Here is a 23159-nt window from a genome sequence, read left to right as displayed (position 1 = left end):
TACTAAATTAGAACCGAATTACGGTAGGTTAGATTTTTCTTTTTAACTCAAAATGTTGACCTAGATAAACTCTACGCACTTGTTCGTCCGCTGCCAGGTCTTCAGCTGATCCTGACTTTAAAAGCTTACCTTCAAACATTAGATATGCTCGATCTGTAATGGAAAGTGTTTCGTTTACGTTGTGGTCAGTGATGAGAATGCCTATGTTCTTTTTCTTAAGCTTGGCCACAATGGTTTGAATCTCTTCTACGGCAATTGGGTCTACACCGGCAAAAGGCTCATCTAGTAAAACGAATTTTGGATCTACGGCCAGGGCTCTGGCTATCTCTGTTCTTCTTCTCTCACCACCAGAAAGTACCATTCCGAGGTTTTTCCTAACGTGAGTTAAGCTAAATTCTTCTAATAATGCTTCGCACTTTTCTTTTTGATCCGCCTTAGACATTTTTCTCATCTCTAAAACGGCCATGATATTTTCTTCTACCGAAAGCTTTCTAAACACAGAGGCTTCCTGCGCTAAATAACCAAGCCCTAATTTGGCTCGTCTGTACATGGGCAGACTGGTAATATTCTCTCCTTCAAGAAAAATCTCACCCTCGTTAGGCTTAATAAGACCTACAATCATATAGAAAGTAGTAGTTTTTCCGGCTCCATTGGGTCCGAGAAGACCTACAATCTCCCCTTGTTCCACTTGAACGGAGACATCATTCACTACTGTTCTTTTCTTGTATTTCTTGATTAGGTTGTCTGCGCGTAGTATCATATGTACAAAAGTAATTAATCAAACTTTATATCCTTTAGTTTTAGCTGGATAGACTGGCGGCCCATATAATTATTTTCTTCTATTCCGAAGGCGATTTTAAACGGGCGTCCTTGTTTTATGTCTTTTTCGTATACCGCCATATTAAAGCCAATAGCATCAAACTGCTTACTATTTCCCTCTTGTTTAGCTATGAATTTCAAATGTTGGTTTTTCAGTATCCTCAAAGAGCTTGCCACAGTTACGTTCTCGGCCATAAAAGTGGGACGTAGATTTTCCGGACCGAAAGGGGCCATTTGATTAATGATATTTAAAAACTTCGGTGTAATGTCATCAAAGCTAATATTATCATCAATATTTATGAGGGGGATAAGGAGCTCTTCGGGTATAGTATTGGCCACTTCTTCTTCGAATTTTTGCTGAAAAGCCGCAATATTATTAAGGTCTAAAGTCAGACCTGCCGCATATTTATGTCCGCCAAACTGCTCCAGTAGATCACTGCAATTAGAAATGGCATTATAAACATCAAAGCCGGGTACTGATCTGGCTGAACCGGTAGCTTTGTTATTAGACTCTGTAAGTATGATGGTAGGCCTGTGATAGTGCTCTATGCAGCGAGAGGCAACTATCCCTATAACTCCTTTGTGCCAATCATTTTTGAATAGGACGGTGGTTTTAGAGGTCTGTAATATGGTATCGCTCTCGATCATTTTTATGGCTTCATCAGTGATGCTGCTATCATAATCTTTACGCTTCTTATTCTTGATATTCAGCTTTTCAGCGTAATGATAAGCGTCATCCTCCGAAGCCGCCAGCAGCAGATTCACAGCCATCTCAGCATGCGAGATTCTTCCTGCAGCATTTATGCGTGGTGCCATTCCAAAGACTACACCTGTAATATTGATATCACCCTTTACGCCTGCCAAGGTCATGAGCGCTGAGAGCCCAGGGCTGGGAGAAGTGTTCAGTTTTTTGAGGCCATAATAAGCCAGAACTCTGTTTTCACCAGTAATGGGAACAATATCCGAAGCGATGCTAACCACTACTAAATCCAGGAAGTCCAGCGGATTTTCATACCAGCTGGGATTTTTGCTTACCAGCGCTTGCATTAACTTAAATCCAATGCCACAGCCGGGAAGCTCATCATAAGGATAATGGCAATCATCCCTTTTAGGATCTAAAACGGCCACTGCCGGTGGAAGCACCTCACCTGGGCGATGGTGATCACAAACAATAAAATCTATCCCAAGATTGGCTGCCTTTTCAATGAGTTCAACTGATTTTATACCGCAGTCTAAAGTGACAATTAGAGAAAAGTCATTTTCATTAGCCCAATCTATGGCTTGTGAAGATACACCGTAGCCTTCCTTATACCTGTCAGGAATATAGAAGTCGCAGTTAAAATAAAAGGAATTGAGAAAGCCATAAAATAGAGCCACGGAAGTAGTGCCATCTACATCATAATCTCCGTAGACCAGGATTTTTTCATTATTGGCTATAGCTAGTTCTATGCGCTCTACGGCAATGTGCATATCTTGCATAAGAAAAGGATCATGCAGCATGTCTAGCGATGGGCGGAAGAAGGTTTTAGCAGCGTCAAAATCAGTGACACCTCTGTGTATCAGTATCTTGGCCAGTGGCTCACTCACATTTATTGCTGAGCTAAGCTTATCTACCTGATCTTGGTTTGGTTCTTCTTTTAATACCCATCTTTTCTCCACCATATTGCGAAATTAACTAGCTCAAATAAAAAAAGCAGTACAAATGCACTGCTTTTCTTTCATATAATATATGATGTAATCTTATTCAGAATCTGATGGGCCGTCAGAAGCGATAACTCCTTCAAGTACGTCTTTAATGTCAACTCTAGTACCATCTTTGTAAGGTACGATCCATGCGTCCTTCACACCCATTTCGCGAAGATACTTTTTAAAGGTATCTGCCTCCCAGTAGTCTCTAAACTGACCTAAAGTGATCTTTTGCATTCCATCTTCGTTCTCGCCGCTGAAGTTTTCATTGTTATCAAAGTACTTAGAAAGATCTTTGTTTCTGAAAGCGCCTACTTGCACTTTAAATACAACGCCGTCTACCATTTTTCCGCCTGCTGAAGAAGCAGAAGATGGTGATGCTTTAGCTGCATTTAATTCAGCTCTGGCACTTGCTAAGTCACTTCTTAGTTTGCTTAGATCATCTTGGAGTTCACTTACTTTAGCATTTTGATCACTTAATCTTGATTCTAGGCTTGTTTTTTCTGTCTTAAGTGTACTTACTTCTGCCTCAGCATTCTGCTTATCTTCTACCAACTGCTTAAGTTCAGCTGGGTTCTTCTTATATTCCTTTGCTTTATTCTTCCATTCTTTGGCCTCGTCCTTAGAAAGTTGGGCATGCGAACGAGTTACGAGAACAACAGCCAAAACCAATGTAAGTAATGCGGTTAGTTTTTTCATATGTCTAAAATTTATTATTTAGGCCTAAAAAATGAGCCCCATGTCAGAGAATTGGTCCTAATTTTTTAATCTCTCCAACAAGTTAGTTTAAATGCATTTAAAAAATATTCGAAAATATAGTCAATATATTTAAAATAATGAAAATTAGTTTTTTAAGCTACCTACCATATCTTCAGGTTTAACCCACTCGGCAAACTCTTGCTCTGTAAGGAAACCAGACTTCACAGCCTCTTCTTTCAAAGTGGTGCCGTTTTCATGAGCAGCCTTAGCAATCTTAGCGGCCTTTTCATAACCGATATGCGTGTTTAAGGCAGTAACTAGCATTAAGCTATTGTTTAAGTGCTGCTTAATGTTCTTATGGTTAGGCTCAATACCTATGGCGCAATTTTCATTAAATGAAACACAAGCATCTCCAATTAACCTGGCTGATTGTAAGAAGTTAGCAGCTAATACAGGTTTGAAAACGTTCAGCTCATAGTGACCTTGTGTTCCTCCTATAGTAATAGCCACATCGTTACCCATTACCTGAGCACAAACCATGGTTAAAGCTTCACACTGAGTAGGGTTTACCTTACCAGGCATAATTGATGATCCTGGCTCGTTAGCAGGGATATTGATTTCACCAATACCAGCTCTTGGTCCTGAAGCTAATAATCTGATGTCATTACCAATTTTATTAAGAGATACCGCCAGCTGCTTTAGTGCACCGTGAGATTCTACAATGGCATCATGAGCTGCCAGTGCTTCAAATTTATTTTCAGCACTTACAAAAGGAAGACCTGTAAATTCTGCGATTTTACCAGCTACGTGCTCGGCATATCCTTCAGGTGTGTTAATACCAGTACCTACGGCAGTTCCACCTAAAGCAAGTTCAGATAAGTGCTCTAATGTGTTTTTTAAGGCTTTAATTCCATGGTTTAACTGAGAAACATATCCTGAGAATTCCTGACCTAAAGTTAAAGGAGTAGCGTCCATCAGGTGCGTTCTACCAATTTTAACCACATCTTTAAACTCCTCAGATTTCTTTTTTAAAGTATCTCTCAATAGCTCTACACCAGGAATAGTAGTTTCAATGACCATTTTATAACAGGCAATGTGCATTCCTGTAGGGAAAGTGTCGTTAGATGACTGAGACTTGTTTACATCATCATTTGGGTGAATAAACTTCTTCGCATCTTCTAGAGTACCACCGTGAAGTACATGCGCACGGTTAGCGATTACCTCATTGGTGTTCATGTTCGACTGTGTACCAGAACCAGTTTGCCAAACTACCAGAGGAAATTGATCATCATGTTTTCCTTCAAGAATTTCATCACATACCTGAGAAATCAGGTTTCTCTTTTCTTCATCTAAAACACCTAAAGCGTGGTTAGTATGGGCAGCAGCTTTCTTTAAGTAAGCGAAACCATATACTATTTCTAAAGGCATACTGGCTGCGGCGCCAATTTTGAAGTTATTTCTAGATCTTTCTGTCTGGGCTCCCCAGTATTTATCGGCAGGTACTTTTACCTCGCCCATTGTATCTTTTTCTATGCGATATTCCATGAAATAAAGAGGTTTTTTGGTTCGGGGCAAAAATAGAAAATATTTGTTGTGGAATGATATATCATATCAGCTAATATGCTGTATCGCATCTTTTTTCTGCCCTGTCTACTTGCAAATCTTCGTCATTAACCGGTAATTGGCTGCCATTTGCCGATTAGTCCCAACTGATGCACCACTTTACCAGTAAAATTGAATGTAAATAAACATTAAAAGTTATGAGCGAGCGTACAAACGACAGTAGATTTTGGTTGGGTATCTTTCTGGTATTAATAGGAGGTACTCTTCTTTTAGATAACTTAAATATTATACCTTATTACATTCCTGATTATTTAGTATCAGTGAAAACCTTATTCATTCTGGTAGGTATTTATTTAATTGTAGGTAGGAAAAAACCTGAAGCGGGAGCAGTATTTATAGTGATAGGAGGTATAATGTTAGCCCGGGATTTCGGCTGGATTTATCACTTTAATATGTGGAAACTATTCTGGCCGGCTATAATATTGGTGATCGGTTTCTCACTAATATCACGCCGCAGCATACGAGGCAATTATTCTAACTTTAACGATCCCGAAAAAAAAAACGGAATAGACTACTTTGATGATTTTGCCATATTTGGTGGCCGCGAGGTGATTATAGATTCACAGAATTTTTCAGGCGGAAAAGTCACAGCGGTTTTTGGTGGGTCTACTATAGATCTTCGGAATGCGAATCTTGCAGAGGGAACTACAGTAATAGATGTATTTGCCATGTTTGGAGGAAGTTCCATAATAGTGCCGCCAGACTGGGCAGTGCACGTAGATGTAGCGGCAGTTTTAGGAGGCTTTAATGATAAGCGTATCTCTACATTGAAGGTAGTACCAGATACCAGCAGAACTTTGATTATAAAAGGTTTTGTAATGTTTGGTGGTGGTGATGTAAAACTTACTAGATAAGTCTTCGATGAAACACCCGCTCATTAATAAAAATATAATAATCTATTTAATAGTGTGGGCAATCATTGGTATTGCCCACGCTGCTATACTCCACTTTCACTATGAGATCAGCCAACTTGCATCCGTGGCTGATAGCCTTATTTTTAACATTCTCCTGGGAGGTCTTGGCGTAAGCTATTGGTTTGTTATCAAGTTTATTTCTCCCGCAAATCAAGGCCTTACTACCAGTGTAATTAGCCTTGGCGTTTCATTACTTATTGCAGTTTCAATAGTGGATTTTATAGCATTTACTGCTTTAAAGCATCTATTTGCTTCTTATACCATTTATTTGAATCTATTATCAGAAACTTTCCCTTGGCGATTAGTCATAGGTGTACTCTATCTGCTTGTGATTATCATGGTTTATTATCTACTCAATTATAATTACGAGCTTGATCAGCAAGAGGCGAAGGAAGTACAGATGCAAGAGTTGCTAAAGCACTCCGAGTTGGAGATGCTTAAGTTTCAGATCAATCCGCACTTTATTTTTAATAGCTTAAACTCAATTAGTTCACTTACCATTACAGATCCAGAAAAGGCCAGAGACATGGTCATTAAATTATCTGATTTTTTAAGATCATCATTAGGAAAAGATGCGCCGGAAAGTCATAATTTAAAAGAGGAGCTAGAACAGATGAACCTCTATCTGGATATAGAAAAGATTCGCTTTGGAGACAGGCTGTGTGTGCAAAATGAAATTGAAGATAAGTGCAAGGGAATGACCCTGCCCAACATGATTTTGCAGCCTTTGTATGAAAATGCCATTAAATATGGTGTATATGAACAGCTGGAATCTGTGAATATTGTTACATCTTGCTCTTGCGAGGATGGCAATTTAAAAATCTCTATTGCCAATAATTATGATTCAGAAAGCGTGCCTCAAAAAGGGAAAGGAATAGGTTTAAGAAATGTTAGAAATAGACTTGAACTTATATATGGTATTCCCGGGCTGGTCACTATTCAGAAAGAAAGAAAACTTTTCACCGTACAACTTTTAATTCCTCAAAACTTAAAATCATGATCAGGACCATAATTATCGATGATGAGAAGCTAGCCAGAGATGTAATAGGTGCTTATTTAAAAGATCACTCAGATATTGAGATAATTGGAGAATGCGCTAATGGCTTCGAAGGGGTGAAAATGATCCAGGAGCATAAGCCTGACCTGATCTTTTTAGATGTTCAGATGCCTAAGCTAACAGGTTTTGAAATGTTGGAGCTGCTAGAGGAGGTGCCGGCCGTTATCTTTAGTACTGCTTTTGATGAGTACGCTTTAAAAGCTTTTGAAAAAAGTGCGGCTGATTATTTATTAAAGCCATATTCTAAAACCAGATTTTCAGAGGCCATTGATAAGGCCAGGCATAAGCTGGGGAATAAAGTGGGAGATGCTCATACAGTATCTAAAATTTTATCTGTAAAAGAGGAAGAAGCTGAGGAGCTAAACAGGATTGTAGTACGTGCAGGCAGCAAAATTGTGATAATTCCTGCAGAAAGGCTTGACTATGTGGAAGCGCAGGATGATTACGTGGCGTTGCACAGTGAAGGAAAAAAGTACCTGAAACAAATCACTATGAAATATCTGGAGCAATCACTGCCCAGTGATGAGTTTGTTCGGGTACATCGCTCATATATCGTTAGGGTAAATACTATTGATAGATTGGAGCCTTACACTAAAGACAGTTATGTGGCTTTTTTGAAAGATGGTACAAAAATATCTGTCAGTCGTTCAGGTTATTCTACCTTGAAAAACATTCTTCATTTTTAAATTTCCAGCGCATCTAAGTTTAAAAGTTGTTTTAACAATATCTTCATTTGGATAGGTTGTATTTTCAATAAGAATTTTACATATTGAAAATAGAAATCGATTGCAATTTTTATATCAATCAACCTATAACCATAAAAATGAAAAATTCCCATCTAATCATCCTTTTCATGTCACTTGTCTTTTTCAGATGTAGTGATAATTCTGAAGAAATGGTCCAGGAATTGGATCAGCAACCGGATCTCATTTCGAGAGAACAAATTGACAATCAGATCATTGAATCTTTAAGGCAAACCAACGAGTATAATTGGAAGCAGGCGTCTGATGAAGTACTCTTTAGCGCGCTGATGCATAGCGATACTATTCTCACTATTGGCTATCAGCCACAGGGAGAAACTAACATTGGCTCCAGAATTTCATCCATTAATATTAATGATAAAGCGTGGGCACAGGCGCGCGCTACTATTTTGGAACAGGTAGAAGTTACTATTGAAGCACAAGGCAAAACTTTTAGAAAAGCTGACCTGAATGTGAATGTGCATGAAGTACTTCCATTTATAGAAATTAAAATCGCTGACCTCAACACCATTACTCAGCTGAGAAAGATGCCTGAGGTAAGGTATGTGGAGCCTCTGGGGTATGAGGTAAATTTCCGAGAAGCTAATCCTAACGGAAGAGAAGCCAGTGATAGCGGCTGTTCCAATGATCCAGAAAATAGCTTTGATGCCGGTGATTATACCACAATAGCTCCAAATGCTAAAATGTCATGGAACTACAGCTATATGAATATTCCCCAGGCATGGAATTATTCTACAGGTGCAGGCATAGCTGTTGGTTTAATTGATACGGGTATATCGCCTAACCAAAATAAACTCAATGGCCAATTTAATTCTGGTTATTCCAGCGGCAGGTATGTAAACAAATACGGCTTTTATAATGACTCTTGGTGGCCATGGGACACTAATCCTGATGGCCCGGATGACAGATGTGGACATGGTACCGCTATGGCAGGAGTTATTGCAGCTCCAAGAAGTAATAGTGGAAGCTCAGTGGGTGTAGCTTATAATGTTAACCTGGTAGCTACCAGAGGTACTGGAGATGTTGTAGTTAACGGCGGAAAAGAAAAAACTGGTGTTTCAAATGCACTTGTATTCCTGGGAAACAGAAGTGATGTTAAAATAATAAGCATGTCTATTGGTGATGTATTCACTAACTCTAAAGTGGCTGATGCTGTGAGATATGCTTATGGCAAGGGCAAATTAATATTCGCTGCCGCAGGTACTTCTACATCCTTTACTAACTGGTACGGAGTAATATTCCCTGCTACTATGAGCGAAACAGTGGCAATTACAGGGGTAAAAGAAGGAAGCTATACCAGATGTGACGTGTGCCATTCTGGTAGCGAGGTGGATTTTACCGTGGTAATGGAAAAAGCTAATAATGATCGCCATGGTTTATCTCTGGCTATGAGCGGAGATCAGCCATCTACTGTAGGAGGTAGTTCAGTGGCTACAGCTACTGCCGCGGGTATTGCTGCGCTGGTGTGGTCTAAGCATCCTACCTGGAGTAGAGATCAAGTACTGAATAAGCTTAAGCAAACAGCTGATTTATATCCTAATAGAAATTCAAATTATGGATGGGGTACTTTAGATGCCCTGGCTGCTGTTAATTAAGTTTTCTCTGGTTTGATTTGTGGACGGAGTAGTTTACCGGCCATGTTTTTAGTGGGGCCCGAATTAGTCATTCGGGCCTATTTTTTTATAGTAGCTTATTATAAAAATCCCAAATGGTTATCCCCAGGCTCACGGAGATGTTCAGCGAATGTTTAGTGCCGTGTTGAGGAATTTCTATGCACATATCTGAATGTTTGATCACTTCCTCGCTTACGCCAAATACCTCATTACCAAATACAAGGCAATATTTTTTGTTTTTATCCGGCGTGAAGCTGTCAAGGCTGATGCTTTTATCTACTTGCTCAATAGCGATAATAGTATAGCCTTCTTCTTTTAATTGTTGAACCAGTTTGCCGGTGTCTTCGGCATGTTCCCATTCTACTGATTCGGTTGCTCCAAGTGCTGTTTTTGTAATCTCACGGTGTGGCGGAGTAGCAGTGATACCTCCCAGATAGATTTTACTTATTAAAAACGCATCTGAGGTTCTAAATGCAGAACCTACATTGTTCATGCTCCTGATGTTATCTAGTAAAATAACAATGGGTAACTTGTCAGATTCTTTAAACTCTTCTACCGTTTTTCGGTCCAGCTCTTCGTTTGCTAACTTTCTCATGGTGCAAAATTGCAGTATTTTATGGGCTTATAATAATGTTAATTCATTTTGTGAAATGTAATATAAGTTGCTTAAACCTTCAAAATAGTTAATCTTTGTGGAAAATTAACCCTGCCCCATGGCCAAGAAAAAAAGAAGCGAAAGAAACACCTTTAATGAAACAGTATAATGCAATAAAAGGCCGATATCCAGGTGCTTTGTTGCTTTTTAGAGTAGGTGATTTTTATGAAACTTTTGGTGAAGATGCAGTAAAGGCTAGTAAAGTGCTGGATATAGTACTTACGAAAAGGGCCAATGGTTCTGCCTCTCACATAGAATTGGCAGGCTTCCCCCATCACTCTTTAGATACTTATCTTCCCAAGCTGGTAAGGGCAGGAAACAGGGTGGCCATCTGTGATCAGTTAGAAGACCCTAAGTCAGTAAAAGGCATCGTAAAAAGAGGGGTTACAGAGTTAGTAACGCCAGGCTTATCTTTTAATGATAACGTCCTGGAAAAGAAGGCTAATAATTTCCTGGCCTCCGTACATTTTACAAAACATGATGCTGGTGTAGCTTTTCTTGACCTTTCTACAGGAGAGTTTATGTGCGCCCAGGGCTCAGTAGATTATGTATCAAAGCTGTTCCAGGGGTTTTCGCCTTCAGAAGTAATTTATTGTAAGGCGGCTAAAAAGCAAGCTGAAGACTTGCTGCAGGATGATTACATCACTTTCCATCTGGATGAATGGATCTATGGATTTGATTTTGGATATGAAAAGCTCACAAATCATTTTCAAACCTCTTCATTAAAAGGTTTTGGTATAGAGGGTATGGATAGTGCAGTGATAGCCGCCGGTGCTATTTTGCATTACCTTGAGGAAACGGAGCATAATGAAGTAAAGCACATTTCTGCTATTTCCAGGATAGATGAAGATAAATACGTATGGCTGGATAAGTTCACCATTCGTAACCTTGAGCTGATTTTCCCGCAGCACGATGGCGGTGTACCTTTAATTGATATTTTAGACTGCACCATTACTCCGATGGGCTCAAGGCAGCTGAAAAAATGGATGGTATTGCCTTTAAAGGAAATCACAGCCATCAATCAAAGGCTAAAGATAGTAGAAGCATTTCACCAGTCATCTGACCTGTTAGATGATGTGCAGCATAATCTTAAAAATATTGGTGATCTGGAAAGATTGATCTCAAAAGTGGCCGTTGGCCGGATAAACCCACGGGAGATGAATCAATTGAAGAAGGCGATGCAAAACACTTTGCCTATTCAAGCCACTCTCCAGGCCAGTGAATATGATGAGCTGAAGAAACTCGCGGACCAAATTAATCCTTGTGAATTCCTGCTTGAAAAAATAGAAAAGGAGTTGAAGGAGGAGGTGCCTTTAAATGCTTCGGTAGGAAATATCATTAGAGATGGAATCGACGAAGAATTAGATGAGCTAAGAGGCATTGCTTACTCAGGTAAAGATTACCTGGTTCAAATACAGCAGAGAGAGAGTCAGCGTACTGGCATTCCATCTTTGAAAATAGCTTATAATAAAGTATTCGGATATTATCTGGAAGTGAGCAATGCTCATAAAGATAAAGTACCTGGTGAATGGATCAGAAAGCAGACCCTTGTAAATGCCGAGAGATATATCACCGAAGAGCTGAAGGTGTATGAAGAAAAGATCTTACATGCTGAGGATAAGCTTTTTGTAATAGAGCAGCGCATATTTAACGAGCTGGTTTTAACAGCTGCTGAATATGTAACTCAAATTCAGCAAAATGCTAGAATTTTGGCAGTAGTAGATTGTCTTTCTTCTTTCGCTGAGGTGGCCAAGGCCAATAAATATGTGAAGCCAGAGGTTAATGATTCCACTACTCTGGATATTAAAGAAGGAAGACACCCGGTTATAGAAAGGCAATTACCCATAGGTGAATCTTATGTTCCGAATGATGTCTTTATTGATAATGATAATCAACAAATCATTATCATCACCGGTCCTAACATGGCGGGTAAGTCAGCCCTCTTGAGGCAGACAGCCTTGATTACCCTAATGGCTCAGATGGGAGCCTATGTTCCGGCTAAAAGTGCATCTATTGGTATTGTAGATAAGGTATTTACCAGAGTTGGAGCGTCAGATAACCTGTCAAAAGGTGAGTCTACATTTATGGTGGAGATGACGGAAACGGCCAGTATCCTAAATAACCTCAGTGACCGTAGTTTGGTGCTGATGGATGAGATTGGTAGAGGTACAAGTACTTACGATGGTGTTTCCATAGCCTGGTCTATCGTGGAGTTCCTGCATAATCATCCGGATAGCCGTGTAAAAACATTATTCGCTACCCACTATCATGAGCTGAATCAGCTGGAAGAGGATTTTCCACGAATTAAAAATTTTAATGTCTCTGTAAAAGAGGTGGGTGATAAAATCATCTTCATGCGAAAGCTGAAAGAAGGTGGTAGTGAGCATAGTTTTGGTATTCATGTGGCTCAGCTTGCGGGTATGCCTAATCAGGTAGTAATTCGCGCCAATGAGATTATGCACTTCCTGGAAAAGGATAAACATAAGAACGATACAAGGAAAAAACTGGAAGAGGTGCCAAAAGCTAACTTCCAAATGAACTTGTTTGAGGCTGATCCTCGTTTTAAAGAAATAAAGGGTATGCTTGAAATGCTGGATATCAATACCATTTCTCCGGTAGAAGCCTTGCTCAAACTCAATGAGTTAAAGACAGTTTTAGAAAAAAATAATTAACCAAAGGAACGTTTATTTTTAGCTTCTGTTTTTGGTTATGCATGTGCTCATAATTTATGATTATTATCATGTTCAAATGAGTATATAATTTTAATGCTTAATTTTGCAATCCATTTTAATTGACAAAAGATGTCAGAAGTAGTTTTAGAAAAAAGAAGTAAACCTATCCTGAAGCAGGAGCTTTCTTTTGCCCTTGTTCATTTGTTGCCATTAGCAGCAATATTTACAGGAGCAACGTTGTTTGATTGGATAGTATGTGCAGTATTGTATTTCTTCCGCATGTTTTGGATCACGGGAGGCTATCATAGATATTTTTCTCATAAATCATATAAAACATCGCGCTGGTTTCAGTTTGTAATTGCCTTTATGGCACAAACTTCTGCTCAAAAAGGAGCTTTATGGTGGGCGGCTCACCACAGACATCACCACAGACATAGTGATACTCCGGCAGATCCGCACTCAATGAAGTTATATGGTTTCTGGTACTCTCACATTGGTTGGATTATCGGCCCTGATTATAAAGAAACTGATTTTAAAACCATAGGTGATTATGCTAAATACCCTGAGTTGGTATGGTTGAACAAGTATCATTTCATTCCACCATTATTATTAGCTTTAGGTGTAACCATGACAGGTGCCTGGGTGAATGGTGGTAGCCCTTGGTTATTGTTCACGCATTACGGCTTATCTACCTTATTTATAGGCTTTTTCTTAAGTACAGTTATTCTTTATCACGGTACTTTCTCGATTAACTCTATCATGCACAAGTTTGGCAAACAAAGATATGAGTCAGGCGATGAGTCAAAGAACAGCCTTTGGTTAGCTTTATTAACACTTGGTGAAGGATGGCATAATAACCACCATTACTATCAAGTATCAGCCAGAAACGGATTTTTCTGGTGGGAAATAGACATTACCTATTATGGCTTAAAACTTTTTAGCTGGTTAGGTCTTATCTGGGATCTAAGAGGTGTGCCTAAGCACATTCTGCATTCCAAAAATATGGATCATGCTAAAGAGCTTAGAATGAAATATCAAGGTGCAGAAAAAGAAGAACCGATTCAGAAATCTGCATAAAACACACATTATTTGGCTATTAGCCGATTAAAAACTTAAAATACTGCTAAACTTTCTATATTTATATGGAGAGTTTAGCAGTTTTCATTTGAACCCTACACGAAAAGCCGGCCTTATATTGTTATTGGTATTCCTAATACCAGCACTGTTTTACTCAGTGTATGAAATCTCCTCTATGACCAAAGATGAGGAGGTAATTAATCAAATATATCAGAAGCAGCTAGACGCAATATTATTTTCCGTAAACCAGTATTCTGATGATGTAACCAGCAGCTGGATTTCCAAAATAGAATCTCAACAGGATGTGCTGGATAGTCTGGGCTTTGAGGAAATATTACATTCTACAAGTATATCATTCATCTTCTTTGTAGATAGCGCGGGTGGCGAAGCACCCAAAATAATAGCTGATATGCCTCTGGGTAATTCCGATCTCAGCGCGAATATTGACGCTCTCATCAGAGAACATACAGCAGAAATAGATCGGCTCAAGCGTTACAAGGAGGTGGGTTTTCAAAAGATAGAACCTTTGGATGCAAGACTTCCTAATTTTGAAAATCTAGCTATTTTACTTTTCATATTAGATAAGCCACTGCATGGAAAATCTGTTTGTGGCGTGGTGATAAATCCAGAGGATTTTATCATCAATATGCTGCGGCCAAAAATTCAAACGGTGGCAGAAGATAGGTTTTTGATTACAGCCTTCAAGAAAGAAAATAACCGAATTATTTATACTACAATTGATACATTGGCCAATGTTCAAAAAACTGCCAGAGCCGTAACCAATGACTTCTGGATATTTCCAGAATACTATCTAGGCATTAGCCTCAAGGGAAAATCTATAGATAAGATCGTAAAAGAAAGAACCGACTTTAACCTCTTTCTTATACTTACCCTAGATCTGGTTTTAATACTCGCGGTGTGGATAGTCTTTAGATATGTGAAAAAAGAGATCAGGTTAGCGGAGACTAAATCGGATTTTATTTCAAATGTATCTCATGAGATCAGAACGCCGCTTTCTTTGATAAGTATGTTTGCGGAAACGCTGGAGCTTGGCAGGGTCACTAGTGAAGAGAAGCGGAATGAATATTATAGAATCATAAGTCGTGAAACAGGTAGACTTTCAGGTATTGTGAATAAAATACTTAATTTTTCCAGGCTTGAAGCTAAGAAGGCGGATCTTCATTTCAATAAAATGGATCTGAATGTAGCCGTGAGAGAGGTGATAGAAACATATCACTACCATTTGGAAAGTAATGACTTTGACTGCAGGTTTCACCCTGAAGATAATTTATTTATTGAGGCAGATAAAGAGGCCATGATAGAAGTGATTGGTAATCTGATAGATAATGCAGTAAAATATAGTGGCGAAAGCAAGCGAATAGATATAACCACAGGCACTTCAGGATCGTATGCCTTTTTAAGTGTCCAGGACTATGGTAATGGCATTTCTAAAAAAGATCAAAAGTATATTTTTGACAAGTTTTACAGAGTGCCCTCTGGTGATATTGCCAAAAGCAAGGGTACGGGTTTAGGGTTATCGCTAGTTAAACAAATTGTAGATAAACATAAAGGTAAAATAGACGTGAAAAGTGAGTTGAAAAAAGGAGCGCTATTCACTGTATATTTACCATTAAAACAGTAATATTCAGCCAATGTCATCTATTTTAATCATAGAAGATGAACCCGATATGCGCTTGGGTCTTAAAGATAATCTGGAGTTTGAAGGCTATCAGGTAGATATGGCCAAAGATGGTCAGGAAGGCTATGATAAGCTTACTTCAGGTGTTTATGATCTGGTGATATTAGATATAATGCTGCCGAAAATCTCAGGCCTTGACATCTGTAAAAGTGTTAGGAAACAAAACATTACTACTCCAATAATTTTACTTACGGCCAAGGGTGAGGAGATAGATAAAGTTCTTGGACTTGAATTGGGGGCTGATGACTATGTTACCAAACCTTTTAGCGTTCGCGAATTATTAGCTCGGGTAAAGGCTATCCTTAGACGTAACGTAAGTACCCAAACCGGCCAGAATATATTTATTGGTAAACTGAAGGTGAATTTTGAGAACTATCAGGCTTTTGATGGAGATGAGGAAGTGAAGATTTCGCATAAGGAATTTGAAGTACTTCATTATTTATATAGTCATAGAAATCAGCTGGTGAGTAGGTATGAGCTACTAGAAAATGTGTGGGGTTATGAAGAACAACCCACCACCCGCACGGTTGATAATTTCATGGTAAGGATCAGACAGAAGGTAGAAGACAACCCCAATAATCCTCGGATTGTACTCACAGTACATGGATCAGGTTACAAAATGATCTTATAAAAACCAACCTTCACATCTTGTTACATTCTTTTACATCACTTTACTAAGGTGTGACATCTTCAGGTTAAAAAGTGCCGTTATTGCTCTTATACACACATTTAGGTCAATAACATAAATAACCATGAAGACTAACAACACACTAAAAATCATACTGGCTGCAGTATTCTTTACTTGTGCAGCAGTAACTATGTCATCGGCTCAGGAAACTGCGGCCAAAGTTTTACCTTATGATCAGGACGCCGTTATGAAGGTGTTCTACTATAACCCTAATGCTAAAAAGGTGGAAATTAAGATCTCCGATCAATTCGGGTTATTGTACAAAGAAACTCTGAGAGATAGCAGGTTTAAAAAGGGCTTTGTAAAGCATTTTGATCTTAAAAAACTGAAAGACGGCAACTACAAAATTGAGTTTACAGATAAATACAGCACTATTGCTTATGATTTTTCAATGACAGATTCCAAAATATGGGTCGATTACTGGAACGACTATCTTCCTGTGGGTCAGGCTATAGTAAAGAACTGATTTTCTTAAGAATACATGTGAGGTTTGGGGTTCAAGATTCTGAAAAGAGTTAAGAACCCCTTAACTTTATAACCAAAGTAAAAATAGATTGCGTCAGATAATTATCATCATCATGCTCTTTCTGGTCACAGTGCCAGCACTATCTCAGGATAGAATTTTGGACATGTCCGGAGCATGGAAATTTTCTATAGGCGATCGTTCTGATTGGTCTTCTCCAACCTACAATGATAATTTATGGGAAAATTTAAATGTACCAGGTAACTGGGAGGATCAAGGCTTTCATGGCTATGATGGCTACGCCTGGTACCGTAAAAGTATTGATGGCACTAAACTTCCTAAGGGAGAGAATCTATATCTGCACCTGGGATATGTAGATGACGTAGATCAGGTTTATTTTAATGGAAGAATGATTGGCTTCTCAGGTTATTTTCCGCCAAAGTTTAAAACAGCACATAACGCCGAAAGGATTTATGTTCTACCAAGCCAGTATATTAACTATGAGGGTGATAACCTTATCGCTATTCGCATTTTTGATGTGGTAGGCACTGGTGGTATAGTAGCCGGTAACATTGGAATTTATAGTTCGCCGTACAAGGCGTCATTATTGCTGGACTTACATGGCCTTTGGTCATTCAAGCAGGGAGTTCACCTGGATGGCAATGGCCTGAATTGGAATGAGATCATGGTGCCAATACCGTGGGAGAGCCAGGGCTATGATAACTATGATGGCTATGCTACTTATAAAAAGGTGTTTAAAACACCAGCAAATTTAGATTCTGATAACCTTGTGCTACTCATGGGGCGCATTGATGATTTTGATAAAACTTATCTCAATGGTCGCTTATTGGGCGAAACAAAGGATAATCGCTGGTTTGGTGAAAGCTCATCTTACAGTATTATGAGAGTTTATGAGATACCAGAAGGCCTGTTGGTACCGGGTGAAATGAATATAATTACCGTAGAAGTGGAAGATTTAGGTCTTTCGGGAGGAATTTGGCAAGGTCCGGTTGGTATTACAACAAAAACTCGATATTATCACTATTTTAAATAGCATTTTAAAACTATAACAAACATATTTAGGTTACCTTATTAGAAATAACCACATAAAAAAGAAAAAACACACACATATTTTGACATATCTTAAATATCTAGCTTCCGTACTGATTTTGTTTCCTCTTTGCCTTCATGCACAGGAAAAAGTGTCCAACGATAACTACCGAAATCAGCACATGCCCCCGTCTTTGGAAGCTCCTATTAAAGAAGCCTTGTCATATTATCCAGAATTAAGAGGTATAGCCATTGATTTCGTTTATCGCGATCATATTAACCATGCGGTAATGCAGGCTCAGCCAAGGATCAAAACTCTTTTGAGAAAGAAGAACAAAAGAGTTTATAAGATTAAAATGCAAAAGCTTATTTCCTTAAATGATACGCTTAAGCCTTTAGAAACTTTACCTCATGACATTATTGTAGGTTGGGTAGCACACGAGTTGGGTCATGTAGTCGATTATTTAAATAGAAGCTCCATGGATATGGTAGGTTTTGGAATGAGGTATTTTACTTCCAGAAACTACTTGAGAAGAGCTGAACGTCGTGCCGACACTTTTGCGATTAAACATGGTTTTGCTACACATCTTATCAAAACCAAGAAATATATTTTAATGAGAGATGATCTTCCTGAAGATTACAGAGCGCGAATTGATAACCTATACATCTCGCCTGAGGAGGTAAGAGCCATTGAAGCGGAGGCAGATGCCTCTATCACAACCAATCTAAGTAATTAAGCTAATACAGGCTGCTTATTGTATTTGTTTCTATACTCAATAGGAGTAAGGCCTGTTATTTTCTTGAAAACTGTGCGAAACGCCTTGGTGTCTGAATAGCCAACATCATACATTACTTCCGAAATATTTTTTCGGCTTAGCTCAAAGTTTCTTTTAGCTACTTCTATTTTTACACGTTGGGCGTATTCAATGATGGTATTGTTGGTGGCTTTTTTAAATCGTCTTTCAAGGCTTCTTCTGCTAAGGGCCAGCTGCTCGGCTAAATCATCTACACTAAATTTTTCCTGATAATGCTCTTCTATAAAGGTTTGTGCAGACTTTATAGCTTCGTCATTATGTTCTTTCTGCCCTTGGAATAGAGAGAAAGAGGCCTGGCTGTCCCTATCAATATCTATGGCAAAATATTTCGATGCTAAAATTGCTTTATGTCGGTCAGTGAATTTTTCCACCAGATAGAGCAGAAGGTTCCAATACGAGTTTGCCCCTCCGCTAGTGTAAATGCCATTTTCTTCTGTAATTATGCCTCCATCAACTAAATTGATCTCAGGAAACATACTTCGAAATTCGTTGGCAAATGCCCAGTGAGTGGAGCACTTATAGCCGTCAAGCAGGCCAGTGGAGCCTAGCAAAAATGCTCCTACACATAAAGAAGCCACCTCGGTGCCTTTTTTATAGTGTTTAATGATCCAGGGGATCATTTCCTGGTTGGCCTCAATCGCAGTTTTCATATTGATAGCCAATGCAGGAATTATAATCAGGTCTGTTTCTTTAACCTCATCTAGCAGCTTCTGTGGTCTTATGGTTACAAGACCTTGCTTTAAAACAACCTCTTTAGTAGCTCCTACCAATTGTACATCAAAGGCCGGTGACTTGCCTTCAGATTCTAAAAACTGATTAATAACTGTGAATAAATACTGAGGATCACCAATAGACTCCATTACGGAGCTTTCAGGCACTAGGATAGAGATTGATTTCATAGGAATAAATATAATTATTTGATCTGCCGCAACCAACACCCTGAAGAGGGATTATTACAATAACCTGCCAGCTGATTGGATCTTTCAATTTGTAATAAACCAATTTATGATATTGCTAAATTGATATATTTATGCTAAATTAATATAGCATGAATAAGCCGCTATGTCCTAAATGTAATTCTAATCACATTATCAAAAGCGGAGTAATTAACAACAGACAGCGATTTAAATGTAAATCTTGTGCTTACTATTTCACTGTCAGTAAATTAGGAAAGCGTATTGATGACTACTATGTGATTAAATCATTACAGCTATACCTGGAAGGTGTTAGCTTCAGGGAGATAGAGCGCCTGCTTGGTGTCAGTCATGTGTCAGTGATGAACTGGGTTAGAAAGTATCACATCAAGGCTCCGGAGCGGTACGATTATAGGCCTACCTATCAAATTTTTAACCACACCGAATTAACTGATTTTGTCACAAATCCGATGAATTTGAAGGAATCAGGTATGCTTGTCACTGAATTGGGTGATAAGTTCATGGTAATAAAATGGGAACGTTTTAAGCATTAGATATATGTTATTAGCAAAACTATATGTAATTTAAACATGGTTTGATTTAATTTTTTTAAACTTCAATCGATTGAAATTTTAGACGGCCGTCTTATTCGCAATTACCCATAACTAAAATTTCAAAATCATGAAGAATATTAAATCCAGGCTCTTCATGGGCTTGCTATTGCCTTTGATTTTCTCAGGCAGTGTAATAGCGCAAGAAGAGGCTAAACAACCTACTTACAAACCCCTAACAGTGAAACTTGATGAAAGTGGACAGCAGTATATCAGATTTATCACTTGGCACCAGATATGGGCAGAAAACTCTAATTTAAGTAATGATGATCAGGGTTTTAATATGAGAATACGTAGATCCAGATTATTGGCTTACGCCCAGATGTCACCAAGATTCCTCATTCTTACTCACATTGGTCTTAATTCACTAACGGGAGCTAATGCAGATCCTATTGGCAATCGCGCTACTAACGATCCTACTGTAAATGGTCCGCAGCTGTTTTTACATGCAGCCTGGACTGAATTTAAAGTCAGCACTGGAGATCAACTTTATCTGGGTGCAGGACTTCATTATTGGAATGGTCTAAGCAGACTTACCAGTGCAAGTACACTAAATTTTATGACCATGGATAACTATCGGCAGGCCTGGGCTTCTTTGGGGCTTACTGATCAGTTTGCTCGCCATATGGGCGTCTACGGAAAAGGTATGCTGGGCAGCTTTAGATATACGCTGGCCTTGAATACGCCAATTACTAATGCCCTGGGCTCTTCGGATAATCCTAATCCTAACAGTGTCACTTATTCGGGCAGAAGAATACTTGGTAAAGACGCAGGTAAAATAATTGAAGGTTATTTTGATTATCAGTTTTTAGATAAAGAATCAAACAAGTTGCCTTACCGGGTGGGTACCTACTTAGGAAAGAAAAAGGTATTCAATCTTGGTGCTGGTTTCTTTAGTCATGCAGATGGCACTGTTACCACCGATGCTGTTGGTAATCATAGTGGAAATAACGTATTCCATTTTGCCGCTGATGCTTACTATGATGCTCCGGTGGGCACGGGAGCTCTTAATGCTTATCTGGTATATTATAACTTCGATTATGGTGAAAACTACGCGCTGGGCACTACCTATGGTACCGGCTCTTCCATTTATGGGCAGGTAGGCTACCTTATTCCTGAATTTTCTGAAAAGGTGAGTATTATGCCATATTTAGCTTATAGCACCAGAGATTATGAGGCCTTTGAAAATGCAGGCAATACTTTTCAGGTGGGGGCGAATGCCTTCTTAAATGGGCATAATGCTAAAATCACAATAGAATATAATTCAAATTTAATCAACTATACCGGCGCTAAGCCTGACCGCATAGATGGCTTAGTGCTGCAAACTCACATCTTCCTTTAACTCTAAACAATTATGGACAAAGAAAAAATGAAGCTCTATTGGCGCAGGAACCTGCTCTATCTTACAGTTCTCTTGATAGTCTGGTTCATTGTGTCCTATCTGTTGAGCATAGTTCTGGTAGAACCTTTGAACTCTATTAAAATCGGAGGCTTTCCTCTGGGCTTTTGGTTCGCCCAACAAGGTTCCATCTATGTATTCGTGGTGCTGATATTTATCTATGTATCACTCATGAATAAGCTCGATAAAAAATTTGATGTAGACGAAAAACAAGAATAATCATGGACGTACAACTATGGACTTACATTTTAGTAGGAATAACCTTTGCCATTTACATAGGTATAGCCATTTATTCCAGGGCTGGTTCTACTAAGGATTTTTATGTGGCTGGCGGTGGTGTGCCGCCATTGGCCAATGGTATGGCTACCGCTGCAGACTGGATGTCAGCGGCCTCTTTTATATCTATGGCTGGTATCATTTCTTTTGCTGGCTATGACGGAGCAGTTTATCTCATGGGGTGGACAGGCGGATATGTGCTATTGGCCTTATTATTAGCGCCTTACTTAAGAAAATTCGGAAAATTTACGGTTCCTGATTTTATCGGTGACAGGTATTACTCTAATGCTGCAAGAACAGTGGCCGTAATCTGTGCTCTCTTTGTGTCCTTCACTTATGTGGCTGGGCAAATGAGAGGTGTTGGCGTGGTTTTTAGCCGCTTTCTAGAGGTGGACATCAACGTGGGGGTGTATATAGGCATGTTCATCGTGTTTATATATGCGGTACTCGGTGGTATGAAAGGTATCACCTATACGCAGGTAGCCCAATATGTGATATTGATCTTTGCTTTCATGGTGCCTGCAATTTTTATCTCTATTCAGCTAACCGGAAATCCTATACCACAACTTGGTTTTGGAGGTAAAATAACTGGGAGTGAAACATATCTTTTAGATAAACTGAACGGCCTGCATGAAGAGTTGGGATTCGCAGAATATACCAGCGGCAAGAAAAGTATGATCGATGTGTTTTTTATAACCGCTGCACTTATGATTGGTACTGCCGGTCTTCCGCATGTGATAGTTAGGTTCTTTACTGTACCAAGAGTAAAAGATGCTCGGGTATCAGCCGGTTATGCTTTGGTTTTCATAGCTATTTTATACACTACAGCTCCTGCAGTGGCTGCTTTTGCTAGAACTAACCTCATAGAAACGGTGAGTAATGAGAGCTACAGCGATATGCCGCCATGGTTTTCTAATTGGGAAAAAACAGGGCTTCTCACATTTGAAGATAAAAATGGAGATGGTACTATTCAATATGTAGCCGACGCAGAAAAAAATGAATTAACCATTGATAGAGATATCATGGTGCTGGCGAATCCGGAGATTGCCAGCCTGCCTAACTGGGTGGTGGCCTTAGTGGCTGCTGGTGGTCTGGCGGCGGCACTTTCTACGGCCGCTGGTCTTCTTTTGGTAATATCTACATCAGTATCTCATGACCTGGTTAAAAAGCAAATAGCACCGGATATCAGCGATAGCGCTGAGCTATGGATTGCTCGTGGTTCTGCTGTGTTGGCCGTAATGGTTGCAGGATATTTTGGTATTAATCCACCAGATTTTGTCGCGGCCGTGGTCGCTCTGGCGTTTGGACTAGCGGCGGCATCCTTTTTCCCTGCCATTATACTCGGCATTTTCTATAAGCGAATGAATAAAGAGGGTGCCATAGCAGGGATGGTTGTAGGGTTAGGCATCACCTTGTATTATATGATGCGCTATAAATTAGGTTGGATTGGCGGTGAAACTACACCAAAAGATTGGTGGTTTGGTATATCGCCAGAGGGATTCGGCACCGTGGGGATGATTATCAATTTTGTGGTGTCACTTACGGTATGTCACATGACTTCACCTCCACCGGAAGATGTACAGGATATTGTAGATAATATCAGGTTCCCAAGAGGGGCGGGTGAGGCACATTCTCATTAAAGGAAATTACATGAAATCAAATATGTAA

At 39.3% G+C, this 23159-nt stretch carries 21 protein-coding genes; 15 read left to right on the top strand and 6 right to left on the bottom strand.

The window, feature by feature from the left end:
• Window positions 1-28: 28 nt before the first annotated feature.
• The 4 genes from lptB to fumC all read right to left on the bottom strand — a co-directional run bounded on the left by lptB (window position 29) and on the right by fumC (window position 4749).
• Window positions 29-760, bottom strand: a complete 732-nt coding sequence (gene lptB / locus LVD16_RS02490; RefSeq protein ID WP_233772005.1) for an LPS export ABC transporter ATP-binding protein — start codon at window positions 758-760, stop codon at window positions 29-31.
• Window positions 761-774: 14 nt separating this feature from the next.
• On the bottom strand, window positions 775-2481 hold the full coding sequence (gene recJ / locus LVD16_RS02485) for a single-stranded-DNA-specific exonuclease RecJ (protein ID WP_233772004.1): 1707 nt from the start codon (window positions 2479-2481) through the stop codon (window positions 775-777).
• A 78-nt stretch (window positions 2482-2559) separates the two neighbouring features.
• Window positions 2560-3204 (bottom strand): SPOR domain-containing protein, encoded by a 645-nt coding sequence (locus tag LVD16_RS02480; protein ID WP_233772003.1) that lies wholly within the window; start codon window positions 3202-3204, stop codon window positions 2560-2562.
• Between the two features lie 144 nt (window positions 3205-3348).
• Window positions 3349-4749, bottom strand: coding sequence for a class II fumarate hydratase (fumC, locus tag LVD16_RS02475; RefSeq protein WP_233772002.1), 1401 nt, complete (start codon window positions 4747-4749; stop codon window positions 3349-3351).
• Window positions 4750-4964: 215 nt separating this feature from the next.
• On the opposite strand from fumC, the gene LVD16_RS02470 reads away from it, so the two are divergent.
• From LVD16_RS02470 to LVD16_RS02455, 4 genes are all read left to right on the top strand, one after another.
• The gene (locus LVD16_RS02470; RefSeq protein WP_233772001.1) at window positions 4965-5681 is read left to right on the top strand and encodes a LiaF transmembrane domain-containing protein; all 717 of its coding nucleotides are present in this window, start codon (window positions 4965-4967) and stop codon (window positions 5679-5681) included.
• A gap of 7 nt (window positions 5682-5688) precedes the next feature.
• On the top strand, window positions 5689-6741 hold the full coding sequence (locus LVD16_RS02465) for a sensor histidine kinase (RefSeq protein ID WP_233772000.1): 1053 nt from the start codon (window positions 5689-5691) through the stop codon (window positions 6739-6741).
• A complete protein-coding gene (locus LVD16_RS02460) occupies window positions 6738-7484 on the top strand; it encodes a LytR/AlgR family response regulator transcription factor (RefSeq protein WP_233771999.1) in 747 nt (248 codons plus the stop codon). Before LVD16_RS02465 ends, LVD16_RS02460 begins: the two co-directional genes overlap by 4 nt.
• 167 nt (window positions 7485-7651) lie before the next feature.
• A complete protein-coding gene (locus LVD16_RS02455; protein WP_233771998.1) occupies window positions 7652-9154 on the top strand; it encodes a S8 family serine peptidase in 1503 nt (500 codons plus the stop codon).
• Window positions 9155-9239: 85 nt separating this feature from the next.
• Here the strand turns inward: LVD16_RS02455 and LVD16_RS02450 are convergent, their stop codons facing one another.
• On the bottom strand, window positions 9240-9767 hold the full coding sequence (locus LVD16_RS02450) for an RNA methyltransferase (RefSeq protein ID WP_233771997.1): 528 nt from the start codon (window positions 9765-9767) through the stop codon (window positions 9240-9242).
• Between the two features lie 155 nt (window positions 9768-9922).
• On the opposite strand from LVD16_RS02450, the gene mutS reads away from it, so the two are divergent.
• The 7 genes from mutS (at window position 9923) to LVD16_RS02415 (ending at window position 18213) form a co-directional block, all read left to right on the top strand.
• The gene (gene mutS / locus LVD16_RS02445) at window positions 9923-12499 is read left to right on the top strand and encodes a DNA mismatch repair protein MutS (RefSeq protein WP_233771996.1); all 2577 of its coding nucleotides are present in this window, start codon (window positions 9923-9925) and stop codon (window positions 12497-12499) included.
• A 129-nt stretch (window positions 12500-12628) separates the two neighbouring features.
• The gene (locus LVD16_RS02440) at window positions 12629-13576 is read left to right on the top strand and encodes an acyl-CoA desaturase (RefSeq protein ID WP_233771995.1); all 948 of its coding nucleotides are present in this window, start codon (window positions 12629-12631) and stop codon (window positions 13574-13576) included.
• 175 nt (window positions 13577-13751) lie between these two features.
• Window positions 13752-15218 carry a sensor histidine kinase gene (locus LVD16_RS02435; protein ID WP_233771994.1) on the top strand — a complete coding sequence of 489 codons (1467 nt, stop codon included), beginning with the start codon at window positions 13752-13754 and terminating at the stop codon, window positions 15216-15218.
• 10 nt (window positions 15219-15228) lie between these two features.
• Complete coding sequence (locus LVD16_RS02430; protein WP_233771993.1) at window positions 15229-15906, top strand: response regulator transcription factor; 678 nt, start codon at window positions 15229-15231, stop codon at window positions 15904-15906.
• Window positions 15907-16027: 121 nt separating this feature from the next.
• Window positions 16028-16429, top strand: coding sequence for a hypothetical protein (locus tag LVD16_RS02425; protein ID WP_233771992.1), 402 nt, complete (start codon window positions 16028-16030; stop codon window positions 16427-16429).
• 88 nt (window positions 16430-16517) lie between these two features.
• Complete coding sequence (locus LVD16_RS02420; RefSeq protein WP_233771991.1) at window positions 16518-17480, top strand: beta galactosidase jelly roll domain-containing protein; 963 nt, start codon at window positions 16518-16520, stop codon at window positions 17478-17480.
• 79 nt (window positions 17481-17559) lie between these two features.
• A complete protein-coding gene (locus LVD16_RS02415; protein WP_233771990.1) occupies window positions 17560-18213 on the top strand; it encodes a hypothetical protein in 654 nt (217 codons plus the stop codon).
• On the opposite strand, the gene LVD16_RS02410 is transcribed toward LVD16_RS02415, so the two are convergent.
• Window positions 18210-19190, bottom strand: coding sequence for a GlxA family transcriptional regulator (locus tag LVD16_RS02410; RefSeq protein WP_233771989.1), 981 nt, complete (start codon window positions 19188-19190; stop codon window positions 18210-18212). The two genes, LVD16_RS02415 and LVD16_RS02410, sit on opposite strands and share 4 nt — an antisense overlap.
• Window positions 19191-19339: 149 nt before the next feature.
• On the opposite strand from LVD16_RS02410, the gene LVD16_RS02405 reads away from it, so the two are divergent.
• The 4 genes from LVD16_RS02405 to LVD16_RS02390 all read left to right on the top strand — a co-directional run bounded on the left by LVD16_RS02405 (window position 19340) and on the right by LVD16_RS02390 (window position 23131).
• The gene (locus tag LVD16_RS02405; protein WP_233771988.1) at window positions 19340-19759 is read left to right on the top strand and encodes an IS1/IS1595 family N-terminal zinc-binding domain-containing protein; all 420 of its coding nucleotides are present in this window, start codon (window positions 19340-19342) and stop codon (window positions 19757-19759) included.
• Window positions 19760-19886: 127 nt separating this feature from the next.
• Window positions 19887-21158 (top strand): porin, encoded by a 1272-nt coding sequence (locus LVD16_RS02400; RefSeq protein ID WP_233771987.1) that lies wholly within the window; start codon window positions 19887-19889, stop codon window positions 21156-21158.
• 12 nt (window positions 21159-21170) lie between these two features.
• On the top strand, window positions 21171-21434 hold the full coding sequence (locus LVD16_RS02395) for a DUF4212 domain-containing protein (protein ID WP_233771986.1): 264 nt from the start codon (window positions 21171-21173) through the stop codon (window positions 21432-21434).
• Window positions 21435-21436: 2 nt separating this feature from the next.
• Window positions 21437-23131: a sodium:solute symporter family protein gene (locus LVD16_RS02390; protein ID WP_233771985.1), complete on the top strand. Its 1695-nt coding sequence runs from the start codon at window positions 21437-21439 to the stop codon at window positions 23129-23131.
• Window positions 23132-23159 lie beyond the last annotated feature (28 nt).

Source organism: Fulvivirga ligni, from assembly GCF_021389935.1.
Lineage (GTDB): Bacteria > Bacteroidota > Bacteroidia > Cytophagales > Cyclobacteriaceae > Fulvivirga > Fulvivirga ligni.
Note: the sequence above shows the minus strand (reverse complement) of the source record. Positions and strands in the feature narration are given on the sequence as shown.

Excerpts from the sequence above, each read along its gene's own strand:
- lptB (WP_233772005.1), bottom strand. The coding sequence starts at position 760 with ATGATACTACGCGCAGACAACCTAATCAAGAAATACAAGAAAAGAACA.
- LVD16_RS02400 (WP_233771987.1), top strand. The coding sequence starts at position 19,887 with ATGAAGAATATTAAATCCAGGCTCTTCATGGGCTTGCTATTGCCTTTG.
- LVD16_RS02430 (WP_233771993.1), top strand. The coding sequence starts at position 15,229 with ATGTCATCTATTTTAATCATAGAAGATGAACCCGATATGCGCTTGGGT.
- mutS (WP_233771996.1), top strand. The coding sequence starts at position 9,923 with ATGAAACAGTATAATGCAATAAAAGGCCGATATCCAGGTGCTTTGTTG.
- LVD16_RS02460 (WP_233771999.1), top strand. The coding sequence starts at position 6,738 with ATGATCAGGACCATAATTATCGATGATGAGAAGCTAGCCAGAGATGTA.
- LVD16_RS02480 (WP_233772003.1), bottom strand. The coding sequence starts at position 3,204 with ATGAAAAAACTAACCGCATTACTTACATTGGTTTTGGCTGTTGTTCTC.
- LVD16_RS02455 (WP_233771998.1), top strand. The coding sequence starts at position 7,652 with ATGTCACTTGTCTTTTTCAGATGTAGTGATAATTCTGAAGAAATGGTC.
- LVD16_RS02390 (WP_233771985.1), top strand. The coding sequence starts at position 21,437 with ATGGACGTACAACTATGGACTTACATTTTAGTAGGAATAACCTTTGCC.
- LVD16_RS02440 (WP_233771995.1), top strand. The coding sequence starts at position 12,629 with ATGTCAGAAGTAGTTTTAGAAAAAAGAAGTAAACCTATCCTGAAGCAG.
- fumC (WP_233772002.1), bottom strand. The coding sequence starts at position 4,749 with ATGGAATATCGCATAGAAAAAGATACAATGGGCGAGGTAAAAGTACCT.
- LVD16_RS02470 (WP_233772001.1), top strand. The coding sequence starts at position 4,965 with ATGAGCGAGCGTACAAACGACAGTAGATTTTGGTTGGGTATCTTTCTG.
- LVD16_RS02405 (WP_233771988.1), top strand. The coding sequence starts at position 19,340 with ATGAATAAGCCGCTATGTCCTAAATGTAATTCTAATCACATTATCAAA.
- recJ (WP_233772004.1), bottom strand. The coding sequence starts at position 2,481 with ATGGTGGAGAAAAGATGGGTATTAAAAGAAGAACCAAACCAAGATCAG.
- LVD16_RS02435 (WP_233771994.1), top strand. The coding sequence starts at position 13,752 with ATGACCAAAGATGAGGAGGTAATTAATCAAATATATCAGAAGCAGCTA.
- LVD16_RS02410 (WP_233771989.1), bottom strand. The coding sequence starts at position 19,190 with ATGAAATCAATCTCTATCCTAGTGCCTGAAAGCTCCGTAATGGAGTCT.
- LVD16_RS02465 (WP_233772000.1), top strand. The coding sequence starts at position 5,689 with ATGAAACACCCGCTCATTAATAAAAATATAATAATCTATTTAATAGTG.
- LVD16_RS02425 (WP_233771992.1), top strand. The coding sequence starts at position 16,028 with ATGAAGACTAACAACACACTAAAAATCATACTGGCTGCAGTATTCTTT.
- LVD16_RS02450 (WP_233771997.1), bottom strand. The coding sequence starts at position 9,767 with ATGAGAAAGTTAGCAAACGAAGAGCTGGACCGAAAAACGGTAGAAGAG.
- LVD16_RS02395 (WP_233771986.1), top strand. The coding sequence starts at position 21,171 with ATGGACAAAGAAAAAATGAAGCTCTATTGGCGCAGGAACCTGCTCTAT.